The following is a 20,949-nucleotide window of genomic DNA, read 5'->3' on the forward strand; positions in this document are numbered from 1 at the left end:
CGTTACTTCACCAACGCTTTCGTCAATTCAGACAGACTTACCACGAACGGAACGCCGGAAGCCCTATTGGGCTTATAACCGGCCAGTTTCGTAATGTCCCATTGTTGGTTTTCGAATTCACGCTCGACCTTCAAATCAATGTTGTATACGAGATACAATGCTCCTTTTGGTTTGGGATAATGCTTTTTTATTAAATCCTGTTTGGAAAAAATCCTCGGACCGTCATTTTGAAGCTTGCATAACCTGCCTGAAATTGTCTCCCGCGGCCCGTGCAGCAGCAAATATTTCGCTTCCGCCTGCTTCGCCCCGAGCGGAAGTGAGCCGCTGTCGGTCCCCGTCCTGAAATTGTAGAGCCGGTTTTTCTCGATCCAGGCAAGCTGTTCCGCATTTTTATAAAAACCAATGATCACAAATGTTTCGTCCGGAATCAGGCTGCGGTTCTTTCCTAATGTTTCAGGCAATTGCTCCGTAACTGCCTCATTGACTTTGTTTTTATAAATGTCATAACTGCGGAAAGCCGCCTTCTCACGCTGCGACGCGCGGTTTAGAAAATGCTGCGTTACATCATTCAGGAAATTTCGCAAAGCGGAAATGCCGCTATCGCTCCGGGACGGCCGCACTGCAAAGGCCCCCAAACCAGGAATGAGCTCATTGAATCCTTTCCACTTGAACGGCTTATCCCCTTCACTTGGATATAGCACGTAAGCGCCTGCTGTTCTGCGAATTGCATCTTTATAAGAATGCATTTTCAAAAGGTCATCACGCTTATATTCCGTAAACGACTCGACCCGGTATTTGGCATCAAAATGAATGTGCACGATCAGTTCCTCCGTTTCGGCTTGGGCCTGACTGATTCCCACAGGCCATATTGAAAGCGTAAAATCGGGACGCATTCCCGTGGTCCAGCTGCCGGGATTAGGGTAATCATTCTTCCCTGAAAACGAGCGATTGAAGCTGAATTCAACATTAAGCTTCCTCGAATGCCCATCGAAAATGCCCTGAACAGCCACATGTCTACCTCGTTTTAATTGCAAGCCCAAACCATCCGCAGTAGGCTTAATAAGGCTTTCGATGCTGGCAGGGACAATGTCGAAAACGGCCTTCATCAGATTCAGAAGCTGGAAAAACAGCCAATATTCATAAAGAACTGCGACATCCTTCTTTCCCGCCGCATACACGTCGTCCCCACCCCGCCAGACCAGCTTTGCGGCCAGATCAAACATCAACCAAACCCTGAAAATCTCCTTATAACCCGATTTCCTTTGCAAAACCGGACTGTTCAGCGATAACATTAACGGATTGCTTATCTGCTGAAAAAATGGATTTGAAAGGATTGAATTGAGCTCATTTTCAAGAATAACGGCTTCATCAAAAAGCCTGCTGTCCACTTTTGCATGTGACCTGAAATCACTCACCAGTGCCGCAAAATGGGTTAGGGCATGTTTTACAAACCTGTTTTCCGGCGTGTCCAGCGATTCTGCTTTGGAAAAAATCGTAACGCGTGCCGGAATGGTCCCCGGCGTTTCAGAAAGTGAATGCGAAGCAGGTAGGCGCATTCGATTACCGGAGCCAGCAATGTGCCGGATAATCCTGCCATCGACGCGCCGGATCCGCCGAATGTCTTTCATTTCTTCACGCTCCGACCATTTTGTGATCGGAACGCCAATAACTTTCTGGACCGCGCCGACGAATTCATCCGCTTGCAAAATGGACCTGATAAAGGCAAAGCGCTGGTATAATGTCCGTGCATCCTGACTGAGATCAACTGTGAAATTGTGCGTGACCGGTGCATTGTGCGCTAGCAGCAGATCTGTGCAATGCGCCGTGATGTTTTCAAGCATTAAGCGGTAATCCTGCCTGTAACTGACTTTTTTAGAACGGATTTCAACTTTAAATTCCGCACATTTCTGCGCCTGAATGTTCGTTAATATTTCGAAAGTCGCCGTTCCTGTGTAGCTATTTGGCGCCAGCCGGCCGGAATTTGGGTTGATTTTGGAAGGGAAAATAATTTCGGAAGCCTTCAAACGATAACCGCCAGAAACATTATACTCATAAAAATGCCCTTCCAAGAGCTGAATTTCTGCTTCGCCATTTTCCATTGCTTCCAATGGCCCGATTTTGAAAATCGTTTCCAGGCTGCTGTCTTCACCAATAATTTTCAGCTCAATATCATGGGATCCAGACTGAATGCGAAGCGAAAGTCCGTTTTCCATCAGGCCTCGGCAAAGCTGGTAAATCCATTGTCGATGAGGCTCTTATACATTCTCCTGAGCTTTTCTAATGTGACTGGATAATGTATTTCTCCTAGTTCAACGGCGCCTTTTTTGAAGTGTAGATAATCTTCAATTTTATCCGCATCTGCCGCGCACAATGCGGCTAGGGTTTTTAAAACAGGCTCTAATCGACGCCTGGATCCATGCACTTTAGGGAGTAACTTCTGGACAATGGCAGCATCAATGATCTCGCCCGCTTTCCATTCTGGTTCAATGTGACTGGCGATCGCTGCAAAACGTAAAATTTCGGCGGCACTGCGATAACCAAACTCCGCACCGACATTTTGCAGCTGATGAAAAAAGCTTAATAATGCATTATTAATCAATGCATTACTTTTTGATCCGAACTGCTTATTCGAAGCCAGCGCTATAAAACTTGCAGACATTACTGAGCCCGATCCTCTTAACGAATTAAGGTTCAGTGTACAGTCGAGGTTCAAAAAATGCTCCATCTCTTCCTTTATAACCCTGAATTCAATCACATTAGCACGATCCAAAACCTTAGGACTGAACATATAAGTCGTTTCATCAATGTTGACAGTGCCAATGATGAACAAGTTTTTGGGAAGCTTGATCTTCGAGGGAACCGCGTCTTCACTTTTTTCAAAATCCGGGTGCAGCCTGATGTCTCCACCCGATTCCATTGCACTAAGAAAATCGGCAAAGTAGCGCTCAACATGGCTGAGATTCATCTCGTCAAGAATAAGGAAAAAAGGTCTTGCCGAATTTTTATCAGCCAGCAATATGAGGTCCAGCACGCCGCTATCTGGCTTTACATATTTCCCGGCTTCCAATGCATTGGGATAACCCAGCAACGGCTCCCGATTGGTCCAATCCGCCCCGACAGCCACCAGGCAAATCTGATCCTCACTTTCACAAATCCATTGAGAAAACGCCTGTGCAAGCTTGGTCTTGCCCGAACCGGAAAGTCCTGTCAGGATAACAAACGGCTTGGCCAGCAATGAGGTGATGAAACGTAATGTGAAGTTGGGGTTAATGCGCAGGTTGCATCCGGCAATGCTTTTTTGGAATGCCCTGTAATTGAATTCAGCTTTCGTATTAGCTTTCTTTTTAGGCAAAACCAGCTTTTCACCCACCGTTTGCTTATAAATGCTGATAATTTCGGCGAGATCATTTTCCACTTCTTCCCTGACCAGATTCGCAGGGTCATAAACTTTGTAAACCAGAGAAGCGCCATAACGGGCCGGTTTCCCAAGACTATGTTTTCTGAAATATGTGTTGATTTTAACCGGATCCGCCGATCTCCAGCTTATTGCGGGCGGAATGGTTTCGCTTAATCCGTAAGCGAGAATAAGGATATTTTGCTTTTTGTAATAAAGATAAAATGGATAAATGCCGTTGGTGATCGTTTGCCCTTCTGCCAGAAAAGCGATCCAGGTAACCCTTGCCGGATTACCTTTCCCAAAGCTTAGCTTGACTTTCAGCCCCACGAATTGATCGGCGAAATGGGCAGTTTTAAGACTGTCAGTCTGCGACTGTTCCAGAAACCTGGAAAGTTCATTGAAGTAATCCATCAAATAGTGTGTTCAGAGGTCTTTAAAATTCATCCCCGTTGAGGTTTTAAAGATGCTGAATTTTTATTTCTATTCAATGAAAACTTACAACGAAAACTCTTTTTGCGCTTACAAATCTTGTCCTAAAGCCAGCTTAATATGTGCCAAATGATGCTGTAAATGCCAAACCGACATAGCTAGCGCCGCTTTTTGATTAATCCATATTTGCCTTACACTATGGAAATAAGCCCTCGACAAAGCTTCCTCATCCAGGCCGGCGGCAAAAAATATATAGCGCTCGTTTGTGCCATCTAGTATGTTAAGCGAATCGGCAATGGGCATTTGAAGCGAATCTGAAGTTACTGCCCAGGCATCCATGTTTATCAGCGTAGGCGCATCGCAGTCAGGCTCAGTAACGGCCTTTTTCATCCGGAAGTAATGCAGGATGGCAATGTCGGCAACATGGTGGATGAGCTGGCGAATGTTCCAGCTGCCTTCCCGGTAGGTTTTAGCCAGATCATCGTCTGTAAGGCCTTCTACCAGCTTCTTATATTCAGACGCGCTGGTAGCAATGATTTGCAAAAACTGCGCGACGTCTTCTGTTGCGTAATTTTCTTTCAGGACAAATGGCCCTATGGGATATTTGCGGTCTGTCATGGCTATGCGTTTTTCTCTTTTTTGGTTTGTACAAAAATGGCCCCGACGATCAATGCGACCAATAATATCGAGCTAATCAAATCAATTTTACTTCCAACGGCAACAGAAACGGGCTCGAAACTGAATTTGATCGTATGCTTTCCGGCAGGAACCCTTAGTGCCCGCAGAATATAATTTGCACGCAGCATATCAGCCGGTTTGTCATCGATAGTAACCTTCCATTCGTCACGGACATTGTAATATATCTCTGAAAATACAGCTAAACCTTCTGCTTTTGAGTTGCTTTCGTAGGTCAGTTCATTGGGCTTGTAGCTGGTCAGTGTGATCTTATCCGTGGAATCACGCTGCAATGTCAACCCATTAAGTTTAGATGCGAATTTCTGGTCAAGAACTGCTTCTTCTTTTGGTTTTAATGAATCCAATGCGGCCATTTCTGCATCGGCATTAGGAACCACCTTATAACTTTTCACAAACCACGCATGGCCAAGAGCATCGGGGTTAGTTTGGGCCACCTTATTGCCCTGCTGATCCGGGAAAAGGATGTACTTGGTGTTCAACATATTAATAATGTTGGCATTAGGCTTTTGCGTAGCGAGTTGCCGCTCAAACAATTCTTGATAGCGACGCAATTTTGCGCCGTGATAACCACCCAGTGATTTATGGAAATACGAGGCGTCCGCGCTGTTGGTTGGTCCTTGCCGCGATGAGAGATCATAAACACGGTAATTTGGATCCGGATCACGTAAAATTTGCTCGTCAGCTGGGGATGGCGTTGTTACAGCCTGAGCGGCATAGCTGCTCACAAAATCTTCGTCATTCAGATATCTTTTATCTATGCCAAAAAGGTCGAAAATCACAAGGATCAGCAATGTTCCGTAGAACAGAACTGGTTTCACCTTGTCCTTCATGGCGAACCAAACGAGTCCCGCTGCTAGTAAAAGAAATATCAGGCTCCTGATAGCATCGTTTTTCATCAAACTGGCGCGGTCCTGAACAATGGAGTTCATAAATTGCTGTGCAAACGCCTGATCCCGCATCTGAGGCATCAGATACTGTTGAAGATATTGCGGATCACCTGCTGCCTGAAAGTTGAAAAAGACGCCTGGCATAAGGGCCAGAATGAGTGTTATGCCCCCGGTAATGCCCAATGTAATGAGGAATGATTTCTGAAATTCTTTCCATTCAACACGTTTTTGAGCGATCTCAATCAATGCGAGCACACCTACCAACACCATTAAAAGCTGGGCTAGCGACACGACCATTGTCATAGCCCTGAACTTGTTGAACATCGGGAAATAGTCAAAAAACAAGTAATTGATCCCGGCAAAACTCTTTCCCAAAGCCCATATAATGTAAAGCAGAATAACCCCGCCCGCCCAATATTTGATCGGATTTTTGACAATAAACAGACCTAAAACGAAAAGGAAAAAGACAATGATCCCCACATAATTAGGCCCGCCCATGATCGGCTGCTCGCCCCAGTAAAGTGGCAGTTGCTGGATTACACTTAATGCTGATGCCGGATCTATACCCCGGGCAACCAATGTCTTATAAGATTCTGAATTGTTTGTAAGCGGACCATAGGATGTGCCTCCGTAAGCATTTGGAATTACCAATGTCAGCAATTCTCCGAAGCCGTAACTGTAAGTAAAAGCATAAGTTTTGTCCAGACCCGAACCATTGGCGTCCGCAGTTGCCGCCGCACCGGGAGCAGTAACTCTTGATGTGAGCTCGGATTTTCCGCGTATAGTTTCTTTGGTATAATCAAATGCATTCCAAAGTCGCGTCGTGTGCGTGCCTATGGCTACAACACCTGCGAAGGCGAGACCAGCCAAAATCAATGTCAGGTCTTTCATTAAACCCTTTTTGATATAGGAAACACTCTCTATAATGACCAATATAATGATCCCGATCCCAAGATAATAGGTGATCTGGACGTGGTTGGCGTAAAGTTCTAAGGATAGAAAGAGGCCTGTTAATGCGGCTCCGGCCAGCCAGTTTTTCCTAAAAGCCAGGATCACACCCGCCAGAACACCCGGCGCGTACATGATCGCGATCACCTGTGAGACGTGCCCGGCTTCGAGATTAATGACATTAAATGCAGAAAAAGCAAAAGCGACCCCGCCAATCGCGGCCAGCCAGCTTCCGGCCCCCAGCACCAGAAAAAGAATATATGCACTCACCATTCCAATGAGAAAATAATTGGCTGGCGCGGGTAAAAGCCTGTTAATTGCCTGCCCGAGTTTGGTGGAAATGCTAGTGGGATAATCGGCGGCAACGAGGTAAGCGGGCATGCCCGAAAACATTCCATTGGTCCAGCCAGACCATACGCCGGTTTGTTTTTGATAATCCAAAACTTCCCGTGCAGCACCTTTGGCCTGAACATCATCCTGCGCAGTGAGTTTTTTACCCTGTAAAACAGGAGAATTGTACGCGATGGAAAGAATCATAAATCCAACGACCGCGATGAGATGCGGCCAGGAGCGCTGCCATGAAATCAAATTTTTCATTCGTTAATGCATATTAAATTTCTATTAACAGCCGCAAATATATAAGTAATGATATATGTTTGAGGTGTAAAATTCGAATCTTCATCCGGCATTTTTTTAACAGAATTCGGAATCAGGTCGTATATTTTAAGAAAATACCGGATAAATTTGCGGAAATTGTGCCTTTAAGATTTTAAAGGAGCTGAACAGAGAACGAAAGAAGTAACCCGAAATTAAATGAAAAGAATTGGAGTATTTACCTCAGGAGGAGATGCCCCGGGTATGAACGCCTGCATTAGGGCGGTGGTGCGCGGAGCCTGCTACCATGGGATCGAAGTTTATGGAATAAGACGAGGATATAGCGGAATGATTGCCGGTGATCTCTATAAAATGGAGTCCCACTCGGTTAGCAATATAGTACAAAGAGGAGGAACGATCCTCAAATCGGCGAGAAGCAAGGAGTTCATGACGCCGGAAGGACGGAAAACTGCATATGATAACCTTCAGGCAGCTGGCATCGAAGGACTGGTTGCGATCGGCGGAAACGGAACATTCACAGGTGCGATGATTTTTGGAAACGAATACGGCATTCCAACCGTGGGCGCACCGGGAACGATCGACAATGACCTGTACGGAACCGATTATACGATTGGATTCGATACGGCTGTAAACACGGCGTTGGACGCGATCGACAGGATCCGCGACACGGCCAGCTCGCACGACCGGATATTTTTTATTGAAGTAATGGGCCGTGACTCGGGTTACATTGCCGTGCAGTCCGGAATTGCAGGCGGTGCGGAACTGGTAATGGTGCCGGAAGTCCTTACGCCGATCTCGGAAGTGGTCGAAACTTTGAAACAAGGTTGGAGCCGTTCCAAATCTTCTTCGATCATTATTGTTGCGGAAGGTGACGACGAAGGAAGCGCACAGGAAGTGGCAGAAAAGATCAAAGGCCAGGTGGATGAGAATGCGGATATTCGCGTAACCACATTGGGCCACACGCAACGCGGAGGTCCTCCATCTGCTTATGACCGTATTTTGGCAAGCCGTCTGGGCCTTGGCGCTCTGGAAGGTTTGATTGGCGGACAAAAGAATGTAATGGCAGGGATTATCAATAACGACCTGGTTTACACGCCTTTTGAAGATACAATTCGTCTTCCTAAGCCTATTAATGAAGATTTGTTGAGAATGGTAAAAATATTGAGTGTGTAATTGAGATGGCAGATCAGGTGTAACCCACCAATTTGTAAACAACATTTCCTATCCATTCATGCCAAAGCATGCTGAAAGCGGCGATCGCGCCGGGATCAGGGATCAGGAAGTCCTGCAACCTCAATTGATAATACACACCATAGAAGTCGGCCGGAAAAGTGGCAGCCTGAATGCCTACTTTATTAAAACATCCGGCCGACCGGCGCATATGGAATGCTGAGGTGATCAGCACATATTTACCGGAAGGAAATTTTTGTTTTAAAATCGCAGCTGAAAACTTCGCATTCTCGCGCGTGTTTCGGGCCTTTTCTTCAAATATAATGTCTTCGGCCGGCACACCCCATTTCACCATTAATCTGGCAGCAAGCCTGGTTTCCCCTTTTCCTAAGAATATCCGCTGATCCGAGCTTGTTCCGGTGATCAGGATCTTTTTGATTTTACCTGCCTTATAAAGCAGAAAGGTCTGCAAAACCCGGTCGCCCCGCTTTCCCAGAACGGGATGGTCCTCATCCGGGTGATTGGAATCCATCAAACCGCCCGAAAGTAAAACCCCTACATCATAGACTTCATTGATATCGCGCAAGTTAACCTGCCTCGGTTCCCACCAGTTCAGCGCAGCATTGACCAGAAAAGTATTTGAGATGAGATACAGCACCACAAAAGCCGATATAGCGGCCGTTTTTGTTGCCTTGCGTCGGCTGGTAAACAAGCTGTAAAGCAGCAAAAAGAACACAATGCTCAGCGGCATTGCAACAAAATCTATTGCTTTGGACAGAAAATAAAACATTTGGATAAGATGCTGATAGAAGTTATCGTTTTGAAGTTAATTTTGTGACCTGCGCAAAGTTTGATCCAGCCAAATATAACATTCATAAGCTAACAACTTTTACCTTGATGAAAAAATACAACCGCACTTTACTTCTTATCCTGGTGCTTTTTGCAGCTTCCCAAACGGCTTTTTCACAAGGCTATCGCATTCAGGCAACCATTAAAGGACTTGCGGATTCGTCACTGGTAATCGGGCATTACAGCCGGAACAACACCACGTTTGTCCCAAAAGACACAGCGAAGGCTGATGCGACGGGAAAAGTAGTTTTTGAAGGAAAAACAGATCTTCCGGGAGGCTTATACGTTATCCTTTTCCCCGGCAACCGCAGCTGGGTTGAACTGGTGTATTCCGGAAAGGAGCCCAATTTCTCGATCGAAACGGATACAGTTGACGCCATAGGCAATATGAAGGTGACTGGCTCAGCAGAAAACGAGTTTTTTTATACTTATCAAAAGAAATTAAAGGCTGGCGCGCTGGAAATTGAAGCGTTGAAGAAAAGCGGCAGCGCAGATGCGGGAACCAAGATCAGGGCTTTACAAGACAGCTTTAATGCATATCGTTTAAAAATGCTGGCGGACAACGCAGAAGCATTTACAGTGAAATTGCTTAAAATGTCTGCCGATCCGGAAATTCCTGCTGCGCCGAAACTGGCCAGCGGCAAACCGGACTCGATCTGGGTTTTTAATTATTACAAAGCACATTACTGGGACAATTTCGACTTCTCCGACGCCCGGATCATCAACACGCCTTTCCTGGAACCAAAACTGGATCGTTACATTAAAAATCTGGTTGTTCAAAGACCGGATTCGCTGATTAAGGATGCGGATATGCTGGCCAAAAAGGCATCAGCAAATAAGGATGTAAAGTCTCAGGTTGTTTTATACATTACCAACCAGTACGAAAACCCCAAAACGGTTGGTACAGAGGCCGTTTGGGTGCATATGGCGCAGAAATATTATTTGTCCGGCGAAATGGGCACTTCCGAGGATGTCAAAAAACGCATTGCCGAAAAGGTGAATACATTGAAAGATCTGCTGGTCGATAAAACTTTCCCAGCACTGACATTGACTGATCCGGCAGGCAAAAAGATCAGCGTTCAAGACCTGGATGCCAGTTACAGCGTCATTTTCTTCTACTCGCCGACCTGCGGGCACTGCAAGGAGGCCACCCCGAAACTGAAAGCCTTTTATGACAAGAACAAGGCCAAAGGAATCAAGATTATGACCGTTTCCACCGACCACAATATGGAGGAATGGAAGACATTCATCAAGACATTCCATCTTGAAGACGTTCCAAACGGATTCGACGCATTGAACCAGATCGATTTCATCAAGAAATTCGACGTGGTAACAACGCCGATGATCTATATTTTGGATAAAAACAAAAAGATCATCGCCCGCAAAATGCCAGTGGAACAACTGGAAGACTTTCTGAATTATTACCAGAACAAACTGGCGCGAAAGTTATAAGAAAGCCACGCAAATAGGCGCCTTCACGCCAATGCTCTCCTGCCGGAAACTGAATTTCCCGGTAGCAGCATCGACATCGTAAATTACCAGATTATCAGTCGATTGATTAGCAACGATCATAAACTTGCCGCTCGGATCAATGTTAAAATCGCGCGGAATAGCGATTGACTTCGTCTGTTGATCCACCATTTCCAACGCACCGTTAGCCCCGATTTTGAACGCACTAATGGAGTTATGCCCACGATTGGACACATAAACGAACTTGCCATTCGGGTGCAAATGAATCGCCGAGCTTGTGTTGGTCGGCCCTGAATAATCGGCCGGGATCGTCGGGTAAGTGTTAATGGCCTTAACCACCCCATTTTTATCAATTGTGCATGAAGTAAGCGTTGCTTCCAGCTCGTTTAGCAGGAAAAGTGATTTTCCCGTAGGATGAATGACTAAATGCCGCGGGCCGGCACCTGGTTTGCATGAGAAAAATGGCTGCGCCGGATTGGGTTTTAACGCTCCTTTGCTATCGGCCACGTAATTCATGACTTTATCTGATCCCAGGTCCGTCACATACACATATTTCCCGTCCGGCGACGCGGTTGCGAAATGCGCGTGTGCTTTATCCTGGCGCTTTTCGTTTGGGCCTGTTCCTGAATATTGTTCTTTAAGAACTGCCGCCGAGACCTTGCCATCAGGCTGCAAATTATAAGCGGAAAAGCTTCCGCCTCCATAATTGGATACATATGCGGCCTTACCGGAAGGATGCACAGAAACATGGCAAGGTCCGGCGCCGGCCGATGACTCGCTGTTCAGGTAAGTCAGTTTTTTATCTCCTCCTATTGCAAACGCAACAATTTTATCGCCTCCGACGGCGTAAAGATTTTTCTTATTCGGTGAAATCGCCACATATCCCGGACCAACGCAGTTATTGAATGTATCAATCAATGTTACTTGCCCTGTGGACATATTCAGCTCGCAAAGGGAAACAGAAGAATTCGCACCCCTGTCAGCTGTTCCAATGTAGAATGCAACAGTTTTATCCTGGAATGATATGCTTACCAAACCGGCCAGCAACAAGGCAAAGACTGTGAATAGCTTTTTCATAATTTTTGATTTTGTAAAGGCAACTTGAAAGGGAAAGCAGCGTAAAAGGCATTTTTAATGTTATTTTGAATAATATAAAAACAGGCCGCTTCACAAAAAACGCAGCATATGGACACGATCACCGATGGCGAAGTAATCCTATCCAGCTTCGACTTCGCGGTACCCAATGGGACAAGGCTCGTATACAAAGGCCAAAGGGAGAATCCCGGAGGGATGAAATATCGGTAGCAAAAGACAATCGCGAACAACGTGAAATCCCGGAGGGATGCAACAAGATCCATGATGTTACATCCCTCCGGGATTAAAATTATCCGGCGCATTTCGTTGCTACCAATATTTTATCCCTCCGGGATTTAAAATAATCCGGCGTATTTGTGGCTACCGATATTTCATCCCTCCGGGATTGTTTCCGGTTGCCTTTTAATCATTCATCCTTGCCTAAGGAACATTGGATTGGCCAATCCAAATCCTATTTCACCTTCTTCACAAACCTAACTTCTGCGAACGCATCGGTCATTTAATCCCGACTTATGCCTCGTTGCGCCAAAAAAGTTGCCGTATTAGTCCATGCTTGTGATAGATATCAGTTTCTCTATAAAGGTTTTGAATATTTCTTTTCAAAATATTGGGACTTTGACATTGAATGCAATTATTATTTCGCAACTGAGATTTTAACTGCAACATGTGCGGATTTCAGAACATTAAGTCCGGAGCAGGAGCTTGGTCAGACAGATTGGCCTACTTGCTGACGACTGAGATAGAAGAGGGTTATATCCTTTATTTCCAGGAAGATATGTGGCTGGACAAAAAGGTCGATAAAGCATTTTTTAACGAGTTATTCGAGCTTGCACCGAGTAAGGACTGGAAACAGGTTAAACTTCACAGCGCAAAAATTTACCATACCGAAGCGACCGGCCATTATATTCAAAACCTGAATGTGGCTAGGGTCGACAAGACATTGTCGGATTACCTGATGTTGCATCAGATTACGCTTTGGAACAGGGAATTTTTAATTAAACAACTTGCCAAAAACGAACATCCCTGGCGCAACGAACGACGGGCGACAAAGTGGTTAAGAAGTGATCCCAACCCTATTTTTCACATTGATTATTTTGCTGAGAACGGCTCCGCTGAAATAAACAGAAATAAGCCTCGGGCGGAGAGAAGTCGCTACTACACCGTTTCTATCAATGGCATATTGAATGCCCACATCGAAAGTTTTGCCTGTGAGCTGATGCATGGCAACGTAGCGGAGAAGGTTTACGCAAAACGGCTTTTATTTAATTTTGCCAATCAATTGACTCATGACGGGCAACCCAAACCCAGGAAAGTGGACTTTTTCAAAAAAATCAAATTGTGGCTTAAACGACAGGCCATTTTCGCAAAACCAAAAACTCTGTAATTCATTTTTGTAATTCTGTAACAACTTCAGGGCGGGTTGGGGCGATATTTGCAGGACAAAATTTGAAAACATTGAATTGAATGATCATGGAAACGCTGAAATTTAAGACTAATATAAAATGTGGGGCTTGCGTGGCGACGGTAACGCCTTTTTTGAATGAGGATAATGCGGTTGAAAACTGGAATGTGGATTTGCAAAGCCCGGAGCGGATTTTGAAGGTTGAAACCAGCAAAACGCCCCAGGAAATCGCCGAACTTATGAAAAAGGCGGGTTATAATGCAGAAGAAATAGCCTGATAATTAATATCTTTGAGTTATATGAAAAGCAACTTACACCGATCGATCACTGTTTTCATGGCCTTCCTGGTCCTGATGAGCAGTACGGGATTTGCCTTTATCGAGCATCAGTGCTTGGTCCGGGGCAAGTCGGTGCAGGTTGTGAAGGAGCTCAAAACGGATTCTTCCGAGAGTATGGCCGGCTCTTCCTGCTGCGCCAAAAGCAAAAAATTAAAAGAAGCAAAAGGAATATTTTTCAAAAAAACCGATTGCTGTAAGGAAAGCCAGAAGTTCGAAAAGCTGCAAGTCACCACTTCCACAACTCACGAACTGGCGAAATTGCTAAAATCCTGGAACGCAGAGCCGTTATTTCTAGTACCAACCGGCTTTTTATCCATCATTGAACAGGAAACAGGCGTCAATGCGCCACCCAGTCCTGATATATCTTTCTCCTCCCGGTTGCATGGGAAAAGTATGCGCTATGCAATCCAGTCCCTGCTGATTTGATACATTGATTTCGATAGTTTACGTGTCAAACTTCGCCTCGCGAAGGACCGCACCGCTTTTCTTTTGTTTCAATGAATTAAATGAACCATGCTTAAATATCTGACGGGAGGATTCTTCTTTCTTCTTTCTTCCGCGCTATCCGCGCAACGTATAACCGGCTCAGTCAATGAGCAGGTGCCCGGCAGCAAAGCGCTCAAACCCATTACGGGAGCAAATGTTTACTGGTCCGGAACAACCCAGGCCACGGCCACGGACACCATTGGCCATTTCAATATTCCACGATCGGCGCAGTCCAACTTACTGGTGATCAGCTTCGTGGGATTCAGGAATGATACGGTTAAAATAGGCGCTGAAAACGATTTACAGGTGGTTTTGCAAAGCGACCAGACCTTGAATGAGGTTGTGGTTCGTGGCAACACGTCAACGATCGACAGGCTTTCGCCGCACCAAACCGAGATCATTACAACCCGTGCGCTGGCCAAAGCGGCTTGCTGTAACTTGTCCGAAAGTTTTGAAACCAATGCTTCGGTTTCTGTTTCCTATGCCGACGCCGTAACCGGCTCCAAGCAAATTCAAATGCTGGGATTGAATGGGACTTACATTCAGACCAACATCGAAAACATTCCTTCTATCCGTGGGCTGGCTTCCACTTTCGGGCTCAATTTTGTGCCGGGAACATGGATTCAGTCGATTGATGTGGGTAAAGGTGCGGGTTCTGTTGTGAATGGTTATGAATCCATGACGGGCCAGATCAATGTTGAAATGCAGAAACCGGACAGCCGCGAAAAGCTTTATTTAAACACTTATCTCAATAACTTTGGTCGCGCGGAAGTGAACCTGAACCTGGCAACACAACTAAACGAAAAGTGGAGCACGGGACTGCTGACGCACGCCAGCACATTGCGCAACCGGGTGGATAATAATAAGGACGGATTCCTGGATATGCCGCTTTATACACAATATAATGTGGTAAACCGCTGGAAATATCAGAGCGAAAAAGTGATGGCGCAGTTCGGTGTAAAAGCTTTGCATGAAGATCGTTTGGGTGGCCAGAATGGTTTTGAAAAAGAGATGAAAGGCTCCGGTAATATTTACGGTTTTGGTGCCAAAGTGAACCGCTACGAGTTCTTTTCTAAAATCGCCCGGTTGTTTCCTGATAAGCCTTACAAAGGATTGGGTTTCATTATGAATGCCTCTCTGCATGATTCCAAGTCATTTTTTGGAATGAATAATTATGACGGAACACAAAAAACGCTGTACGGAAATCTGATTTATCAATCGATCATTGGTAACACCAATCATTCTTATAAAACCGGTCTGAGTTATCTGCTGGACAACTACAACGAGCTTTACAGGGACATCCGACTAGCCAGAAACGAATCGGTTCCAGGGGCATTTTTCGAGTATACTTACAATAATCTGGATAAGTTTGTCCTCGTTGCGGGCGGCCGCGTCGATTTCCATAACCTTTACGGAACGCAATGGACGCCGCGCCTGCATTTGAAATACAATCTGACGGACCAGACCACGCTTCGGGCCTCGGCAGGAAAAGGGTTCAGAGTTGCTAATCCGCTGGCAGAATATTACGGTAACCTGGTGAGCTCGCGCACTGTGCAATTCCGTGAGAGCATTCGTCCCGAAGTTTCCTGGAATTATGGCGCGAGTGTTACGCAGGAATTTAAGCTGGGTAATATGAGCTGGAATTTCATCATGGATTTTTACAGAACAAACTTTGAAAACCAGCTCGTAGCCGATATGGAAGATCCGCGTTACATCCGGTTTTATAATCTGGAAGGCGATGCTTATGCCAATAGTTTCCAGGCAGAGGCGAACTTGACACCCATTAAACGCCTGGAATTCAAGCTTGCTTACCGGCTTTTTGATGTAAAACAAACCATTCGGAATGTATACGACGAAAATGTGTTGCTACCGAGAATGATGGTAAGCCGCGACCGGGTGCTTTTCAATGCGGGGTATGCGCTGCCTTATGACAAATGGAAGTTTGATGCAACCTTGCAATGGAATGGAAAACGGCGGATCCCGTACATGGGCCACGTTGACGAGCACCACGTTCCCGACAATCTGACATCGACAATGTCGCCGTCATTTTACAACTTCAATGCGCAGATTACGCGTACATTTCCCAAATGGGACATTTATCTGGGCGGAGAAAACCTGGCCAATTTTCGTCAGAAAGACCCGATTATGGGCGCTAATGACCCCTTCGGACAGAATTTTGACGCCGGAATGGCCTGGGGGCCTGTGGTAGGACGAATGATTTATGCAGGAATACGTTATAAAATAGTGAGATAATTGAGCGCGTTATGAAACTGCATATAAAAAACATGGTTTGTGATCGTTGCAAGCGGGTAGTCCGGGAAGATCTGGAAAATCTGGGCATTGCATTGCAATCCGTTGAACTGGGCGAAGTTGAAACCTCCACGGACATTGATAATCAACTGCTTACTAAGGTAAAATCCACATTAGAAGCCAGCGGCTTTGAATTACTCGACGACCGCCGGCTGGCCATTGTGGAGCACATCAAAACCTTGATCATTGAGGAAGTGCAATTTTTAAAAGGCCATAAACCTGAGCAGCAGAATTTTTCGGATTATTTGTCTGAAAAAATCGGTTACGAATATTCTTATCTGAGCAGCCTTTTTTCCTCCGAAACCGGGCAGACCATTGAACAATACATTATTGCCCAGAAAACAGAAAAAGTGAAAGAATGGCTTTCCTATAATGAGCTGACATTGAGTGAAATGGCGTGGCGATTATCATATAGCAGCCCGGCGCATCTGAGTAATCAGTTCAAAAAGGTGACAGGGATGACGCCCGGAGCGTTCAAGAAAAGCACTTTGGGGAGAATCACGCTGGACAAAGTAGGACATTAGAACAAACATTAAATAAACCTTCAATGATCATGAAAAATATCCTTTTTGTCTCGCTATTGTTCCTTCTTGCAGCTTGCGGAGGAAACAACGACAAGGCCGGAAAAGCAGAAACGGAGGCAACGGCCACAGCTGAGAAAAAATACGCATGCCCGATGCAATGCGAGGGAGAAAAAACCTACGCAGAAGCTGGAAAATGCCCGGTTTGCAAAATGGGCTTGCAAGAAGTAGCGATGGCAGAAACAGATTCTACTGAACACAATCATTGATTACTAAAACATTCAAAGTCATGAAAACTACCATTCTATCCCTATTAATAGCACTTTTTGCCAATATAACGCTGGCTCAGGCCGACGGCGACAAGCAGATCAAGATCAAGACTTCTGCGATTTGTGAAATGTGCAAAGAACGCATCGAACGCAATCTGGGTCTTTCCAAAGGTGTAAAAGAATCCAATCTCGACCTGAAAGACAAAGTGGTTACGGTGAAATACAACCCGAATAAAACTACCCCGGAAGCCATTAAAGCAACCATTATCAACACGGGTTACGACGCCGATACGCAGGTTGCAAACCAAAAAGCACACGATAAACTGCCAAGCTGCTGCCGGAAAACAGCTGCTCCACATTAATCAAAACCACTTCGTCATGAGCAATAACAAACTGAAAATGCTGGCAATAGCCTGCATAATGGGTGCCGCCTTCCCTGTGCTGGCGCAGCACGAGCATCATCAGGAGCCGAAAAAAGATTCAGCGCAGCATGCCGGGCATGATATGAAAGGCATGGATCACAAAACCATGAAGCACGACACTGCGGATCACAGTAAGATGGATCACAGCAAAATGAATCATGGCGATATGCGGCATGACTCCGGGCATATGACGCACAGTTTTTCGCTCAGTCTTCCTATGACGCGGAATGGCTCGGGAACAGGCTGGCAACCCGATGCTACGCCCATGTATGCTTATATGAAGCACTCGGATAAGTGGAATTACATGTTGCATGGAAGTATCTTCCTCCGCTACACGGCTCAGAATTTCAATAATGATGGCCTGAAAGGGTCAAAATCGAAGGTCAGCGTGCCAAACTGGTTCATGGGCATGGCGCAACGGCAGGTTGGCAAGAATGGCCTGCTAAATATCCGCGCGATGGTGTCACTGGACAGGTTGTTTGACGGAGGTGCCGGTTATCCGCTTTTATTCCAGTCCGGTGAGACCTGGAAAGGCGAGCCGCTGATCGACAAGCAACATCCGCACGACCTTATTTCCGAACTGTCCGTTGCTTACACACAAAGGCTGAACGAAAACATTGACCTTACGCTTTACGCGGGCTATCCGGGCGAACCAGCATTGGGGCCAACCGCATTTATGCACAGAATGTCGGCTTTCAACAATCCTGATGCTGTTTTGGGACATCACTGGCAGGATGCAACGCACATTACATTTGGAGTTGTAACGGCAGGAGTCCGGCTCTGGAAATTTAAGCTGGAAGGCTCGTCCTTCACCGGTCGTGAGCCGAATGAGAACCGGTTTGACTTCGATAAGCCACGTTTTGATTCGTACAGTTACCGGTTAATGTTCAATCCTTCCGTAAACTGGGCATTGCAAGTGAGCAGGGGTCTTATCAAAAATCCTGAACCACTGCACGGCGGTGAAAACGTGGACCGGACAACGGCTTCTGTGCAGCATTCGGCTAATTTAAGTGGTAAAAACAGGTGGATTTCTACTTCCGCTGTTTGGGGATTGAATGAGGCAGGCGGCCACCATAAGGAGCACGCTATTTTACTGGAATCAAATCTACAATTGGATAAATGGGCGATATATGGTCGTTATGAGCGGGTTGAGAAGAACAGTAATGAACTGGGGATTGTATGGTATGACCGCATTGAGAAAGACAAATTTCCGGTTTCCATGTTTTCACTTGGACTCAACCGCCAGATCGCTTCCTTCCAGAACACCATTTTACAAGCCGGCGCTCAAATGGGGGTTTACTCCATTGACAATATACTGAAATCTGTTTATGGCAACACGCCGCTGTCAGGACAGGTTTACCTGCGCATAACGCCTGGTCTCATGCGCATGTAATGTGCTGCATCATCTATATTTTGGAAAAGCTGTCAGTCATCCTGGCAGCTTTTCGTAGTTTTGCGCTTCAAAATTAAAGAACGCTCCCGTGGCTTGGTATCACAATTATTTCAAAGGACTCCCGCAACGCGCCTGGAAACTGCATCAGGATGAAGAATACACCGACTATGAGGTCGATTTTTTACGGGATGTACTTGAAATAGCGAAAGGGAGCAAGGTTCTGGATATGCTGGCCGGTTACGGACGTCATGCTGTTCCCTTGGCAGAGGAAGGCTGCGCAATGACTTGCGTTGATATTTCCAGTGAATATTGCGATGAATTGAAGGCTGTGGCCAAAAAGCAAAAGCTGCCTTTGACGGTGATTTGTGACGATGTGCTGAAATGTGATATTGAGGCAAATGCTTTTGATGCGGCTTATTGTATTGGAAACAGTTTCAGTTTCTTCCCAAGGGCTGAAATGCAGCAATTCATTTCAAAAATGGCAAATGCCGTAATATCCGGCGGCCACATTGCCATCCACACTGAAAACCTCGCAGAAAGCATTCTGCCCAACTTCCAGACGCGCAACTGGATGCCTGTGAAAGAAGACATTATTTATCTGGCCGAAAACGACTATCGCCCGGAAGAGGGTTACATTGCAGCCGAGCAAACATTTATATCTGGTTCTGAAAAAGTAACGCACACAGTCCGTCAACACATTTTCACCCTGTCAGAAATCACCTACATGTTCGAAACTGCCGGTTTACAAGTCGTAGGAACATTCGGAAACCTGGAAGCCGATCCTTTCACACTAGGCGACGAACAGCTCTATCTGGTCGCCAGGAAGCTTTGAGGGAGGTGGCAATTTTTGCATCAAACTTAAACCCCTTGCAAAACGGGCACGTCTGTCTTCTCGACTGCGCCGAAGCCTCCTTCGATGTTGATGACGTGATCGATGCCGCGTGATTTTAGGATGGAGGCGGCTATCATAGAGCGGTAACCTCCTGCGCAATGTATGTAAAGCGTTTTGTTTTTGGGAAATTCAGCCATGAGGTCGTTAATGTAGTCTAACGGCAGATTTTTGGCTCCGTCAATGTGCCCGGCTTCGAATTCAGCTGGCTTTCGCACATCGATCACTTCTGGACTTTCTTCATTATAGACCTTTTCAAAAGCATCAGCAGAAACATTTTCAACAGAATCAACTTCTTTTCCAGCCTGAACCCAGGCTTCAAAACCACCATTCAAAAATCCAATGGTATGATCATAACCAACCCTTGCCAGGCGTGTTACCACTTCCTCTTCCATTCCCGGCTCGGTTACGATCAATAAATTTTGTTTCAAATCCGGAATTAATGCGCCTACCCACGGAGCAAAACCACCCTGAATACCAATGTTGATGGAATTTGGAATAAATCCTTTGGAGAAATCCTCCGGTTTCCGCGTGTCCAGTATAAGCGCGCCCGTGTTATTAGCCTCAGCCTCAAATACTTCTGCAGATAAAGCCTGATCACCACGTTCGAGCACGTCGTCAATGCTTTCGTAGCCGTCCCGATTCATTTTTACATTCTCAGGGAAATATTTCGGAGGTTCGGGCAAACCTGCGGTCACTTCTGCGATGAACTCCTCTTTGGTCATATCTGCCCTTAATGCATAATTGAACCGCTTTTGGTTGCCCAACGTGTCGGAAGTTTCCTTACTCATATTCTTTCCACACGCGGAGCCTGCTCCATGTGCGGGATAAACGATGATGCCGTCAGGCAAGGTCATGATCTTGGTTCGCAGACTTTCAAACAGCATTCCCGCAAGGTCCTCCATAGTCAGGTCACCTTTTTGCGCAAGATCCGGACGTCCTACATCACCAATAAACAATGTGTCGCCACTGAAAAGCGCCGTTGGCTTTTGATTTTCATCGAACAGCAGATAACTCGTCGATTCCAGCGTGTGACCCGGCGTATGCAATGCTTTGATAGTAATATCACCTATTTTAAAATCCTCATTATCAACAGCAATATGCGCCTTAAATGCAGGATTTGCATTCGGCCCGTAAACAATTTCCGCTCCCGTCTTTTCAGCCAGGTCCAGATGTCCCGAAACGAAATCAGCGTGAAAATGGGTCTCAAATACATACTTGATTTTCGCACCGATTTTATTGGCCTTTTGAATGTAAGGCGCTACTTCGCGCAAAGGATCGATAACCGCCGCTTCGCCATTTGAAACAATAAAATAAGCGCCCTGAGCCAGGCATCCGGTATATATCTGTTCTATTTTCATGA

Annotated in this window: 18 protein-coding genes; 11 read left to right on the forward strand and 7 right to left on the reverse strand. The window is 45.9% G+C overall.

Features of this window, described 5'->3' with window-relative positions:
* Positions 1–2: 2 nt before the first annotated feature.
* From G395_RS0102540 to G395_RS0102555, 4 genes are all read right to left on the reverse strand, one after another.
* Positions 3–2,213, reverse strand: coding sequence for a DUF2357 domain-containing protein (locus G395_RS0102540; protein ID WP_026628632.1), 2,211 nt, complete (start codon positions 2,211–2,213; stop codon positions 3–5).
* Positions 2,213–3,808 carry an McrB family protein gene (locus G395_RS28400; protein WP_051349927.1) on the reverse strand — a complete coding sequence of 532 codons (1,596 nt, stop codon included), beginning with the start codon at positions 3,806–3,808 and terminating at the stop codon, positions 2,213–2,215. Before G395_RS28400 ends, G395_RS0102540 begins: the two co-directional genes overlap by 1 nt.
* Positions 3,809–3,916: 108 nt before the next feature.
* Complete coding sequence (locus tag G395_RS0102550) at positions 3,917–4,444, reverse strand: DinB family protein (RefSeq protein WP_026628633.1); 528 nt, start codon at positions 4,442–4,444, stop codon at positions 3,917–3,919.
* Between the two features lie 2 nt (positions 4,445–4,446).
* Positions 4,447–6,954: a YfhO family protein gene (locus tag G395_RS0102555; RefSeq protein ID WP_026628634.1), complete on the reverse strand. Its 2,508-nt coding sequence runs from the start codon at positions 6,952–6,954 to the stop codon at positions 4,447–4,449.
* A gap of 216 nt (positions 6,955–7,170) precedes the next feature.
* On the opposite strand from G395_RS0102555, the gene pfkA reads away from it, so the two are divergent.
* Complete coding sequence (gene pfkA / locus G395_RS0102560; RefSeq protein ID WP_026628635.1) at positions 7,171–8,145, forward strand: 6-phosphofructokinase; 975 nt, start codon at positions 7,171–7,173, stop codon at positions 8,143–8,145.
* 13 nt (positions 8,146–8,158) lie between these two features.
* Here pfkA and G395_RS0102565 read toward each other — a convergent pair whose 3' ends face one another.
* Positions 8,159–8,932, reverse strand: a complete 774-nt coding sequence (locus G395_RS0102565; protein WP_026628636.1) for a YdcF family protein — start codon at positions 8,930–8,932, stop codon at positions 8,159–8,161.
* Positions 8,933–9,039: 107 nt separating this feature from the next.
* On the opposite strand from G395_RS0102565, the gene G395_RS0102570 reads away from it, so the two are divergent.
* Positions 9,040–10,443, forward strand: coding sequence for a TlpA family protein disulfide reductase (locus G395_RS0102570; RefSeq protein ID WP_026628637.1), 1,404 nt, complete (start codon positions 9,040–9,042; stop codon positions 10,441–10,443).
* Here the strand turns inward: G395_RS0102570 and G395_RS0102575 are convergent.
* Complete coding sequence (locus G395_RS0102575; protein WP_026628638.1) at positions 10,438–11,538, reverse strand: lactonase family protein; 1,101 nt, start codon at positions 11,536–11,538, stop codon at positions 10,438–10,440. The genes G395_RS0102570 and G395_RS0102575 overlap by 6 nt on opposite strands.
* 682 nt (positions 11,539–12,220) lie before the next feature.
* On the opposite strand from G395_RS0102575, the gene G395_RS28405 reads away from it, so the two are divergent.
* From G395_RS28405 to G395_RS0102625, 9 genes are all read left to right on the forward strand, one after another.
* Positions 12,221–12,940: a hypothetical protein gene (locus G395_RS28405; RefSeq protein WP_051349928.1), complete on the forward strand. Its 720-nt coding sequence runs from the start codon at positions 12,221–12,223 to the stop codon at positions 12,938–12,940.
* An 86-nt stretch (positions 12,941–13,026) separates the two neighbouring features.
* Positions 13,027–13,236: a heavy-metal-associated domain-containing protein gene (locus G395_RS0102590; RefSeq protein WP_026628640.1), complete on the forward strand. Its 210-nt coding sequence runs from the start codon at positions 13,027–13,029 to the stop codon at positions 13,234–13,236.
* Between the two features lie 21 nt (positions 13,237–13,257).
* A complete protein-coding gene (locus G395_RS0102595) occupies positions 13,258–13,722 on the forward strand; it encodes an HYC_CC_PP family protein (protein WP_026628641.1) in 465 nt (154 codons plus the stop codon).
* An 87-nt stretch (positions 13,723–13,809) separates the two neighbouring features.
* A complete protein-coding gene (locus G395_RS0102600) occupies positions 13,810–16,035 on the forward strand; it encodes a TonB-dependent receptor (protein WP_026628642.1) in 2,226 nt (741 codons plus the stop codon).
* Positions 16,036–16,046: 11 nt separating this feature from the next.
* Positions 16,047–16,616: a helix-turn-helix domain-containing protein gene (locus G395_RS0102605; protein ID WP_026628643.1), complete on the forward strand. Its 570-nt coding sequence runs from the start codon at positions 16,047–16,049 to the stop codon at positions 16,614–16,616.
* 29 nt (positions 16,617–16,645) lie between these two features.
* Positions 16,646–16,882, forward strand: coding sequence for a heavy metal-binding domain-containing protein (locus tag G395_RS0102610; RefSeq protein WP_026628644.1), 237 nt, complete (start codon positions 16,646–16,648; stop codon positions 16,880–16,882).
* A gap of 20 nt (positions 16,883–16,902) precedes the next feature.
* Positions 16,903–17,244: a heavy-metal-associated domain-containing protein gene (locus tag G395_RS0102615; RefSeq protein WP_026628645.1), complete on the forward strand. Its 342-nt coding sequence runs from the start codon at positions 16,903–16,905 to the stop codon at positions 17,242–17,244.
* Positions 17,245–17,260: 16 nt separating this feature from the next.
* Entirely contained in the window at positions 17,261–18,697 is a 1,437-nt protein-coding gene (locus G395_RS0102620) for a hypothetical protein (protein WP_026628646.1), read from the forward strand.
* Between the two features lie 88 nt (positions 18,698–18,785).
* Positions 18,786–19,529, forward strand: coding sequence for a class I SAM-dependent methyltransferase (locus tag G395_RS0102625; protein WP_026628647.1), 744 nt, complete (start codon positions 18,786–18,788; stop codon positions 19,527–19,529).
* A gap of 26 nt (positions 19,530–19,555) precedes the next feature.
* Here the strand turns inward: G395_RS0102625 and G395_RS0102630 are convergent, their stop codons facing one another.
* Complete coding sequence (locus tag G395_RS0102630; protein ID WP_026628648.1) at positions 19,556–20,947, reverse strand: MBL fold metallo-hydrolase; 1,392 nt, start codon at positions 20,945–20,947, stop codon at positions 19,556–19,558.
* Positions 20,948–20,949: the final 2 nt, after the last annotated feature.

The sequence above is a fragment of the Dyadobacter alkalitolerans DSM 23607 genome (genome assembly GCF_000428845.1).
Lineage (GTDB): Bacteria > Bacteroidota > Bacteroidia > Cytophagales > Spirosomataceae > Dyadobacter > Dyadobacter alkalitolerans.